Annotated in this window: 1 protein-coding gene; it reads left to right on the top strand. The window is 69.4% G+C overall.

Annotation, left to right across the window (positions count from 1 at the left end; translation table 11 throughout):
• Positions 1-1,478, top strand: a 1,478-nt coding sequence (locus tag ACFVIM_RS35090; protein ID WP_384310422.1) for a 2-oxoacid:acceptor oxidoreductase subunit alpha, incomplete at both ends; no start/stop codon positions are given.

The following is a 1,478-nucleotide window of genomic DNA, read 5'->3' as shown; positions in this document are numbered from 1 at the left end:
TTCCCGGCGGAGATCCGTGCTCCTGCCGGGACGCTGCCGGGGGTGTCGTCGTTCCAGCTGCATTTCGCGGATCATGACATCCTCACCCCGGGTGACGCGCCGGATGTGCTGGTCGCGATGAACCCGGCCGCGTTGAAGGCGAACCTCGCCGATGTGGTCCGCGGCGGGGAGATCATCGTGAACACCGACGAGTTCGCGAAGCGGGCGATGGCGAAGGTCGGCTATACGGCCTCCCCGCTGGAGGACGGGTCGCTGGACGCCTACCGGGTGCATCCGGTCCCGCTGACGACGCTGACGATCGAGGCGCTGAAGGAGTTCGATCTGTCGCGGAAGGAGGCGGAGCGGTCGAAGAACATGTTCGCGCTCGGTCTTCTGTCCTGGATGTATCACCGTCCCACGGAGGGGACGGAAGCGTTCTTGCGGAAGAAGTTCGGACGGAAGCCGCAGATCGCGGAGGCGAATATCGCGGCGTTCCGCGCGGGCTGGAATTTCGGGGAGACGACGGAGGATTTCGCGGTCTCCTATGAGGTGGCGCCGGCGTCGTCCGCGTTCGCTCCGGGGGTGTACCGGAACATGTCGGGGAACCTGGCCCTGTCGTACGGGCTGGTCGCCGCGGGGCAGCGGGCGGAGCTGCCGCTGTATCTGGGGTCGTACCCGATCACCCCGGCCTCCGACATCCTGCATGAGCTGTCCCGGCACAAGAACTTCGGGGTGCGCACGTTCCAGGCGGAGGATGAGATCGCCGGGATCGGGGCGGCGCTGGGCGCGGCGTTCGGCGGCGCTTTGGCGGTGACGACCACCTCGGGTCCGGGTGTCGCGCTGAAGTCGGAGACGATCGGGCTGGCGGTGTCGCTGGAGCTGCCGCTGCTGGTCGTGGACATCCAGCGCGGCGGGCCGTCCACGGGGCTGCCGACCAAGACCGAGCAGGCCGATCTGCTGCAGGCGATGTACGGGCGCAACGGGGAGGCACCCGTCCCCATCGTGGCCCCGGCCACCCCCGGGGAATGCTTCGACATGGCCCTGGAAGCGGCCCGGATCGCACTGGTCTACCGCACCCCGGTGTTCCTGCTCTCCGACGGCTACCTCGCCAACGGCTCCGAGCCCTGGCGGATCCCCGACGTCGAGGACCTCCCCGACCTGCGGACCCAGTTCGCGACCGGCCCCAACCACACCCTGCCCGACGGCAGCGAGGTGTTCTGGCCCTACAAACGCGACCCCCGCACCCTGGCCCGCCCCTGGGCCGTGCCCGGCACCCCCGGACTGGAACACCGCATCGGCGGGATCGAGAAACAGGACGGCTCCGGGAACATCTCCTACGACCCGGCCAACCACGACCACATGGTCCGCACCCGCCAGGCCAAAACCGACGGCATCACCGTCCCCGACCTGCAGGTCGACGACCCCGACGGACAGGCGAACGTCCTCGTCCTGGGCTGGGGCTCCACCTACGGCCCCATCACCGCCGCCGTCCGCCGCCT

It is taken from the genome of Streptomyces sp. NPDC057638 (assembly GCF_042800315.1).
GTDB lineage: Bacteria > Actinomycetota > Actinomycetes > Streptomycetales > Streptomycetaceae > Streptomyces.
This window is presented reverse-complemented; position numbering and strand designations above follow the sequence as displayed.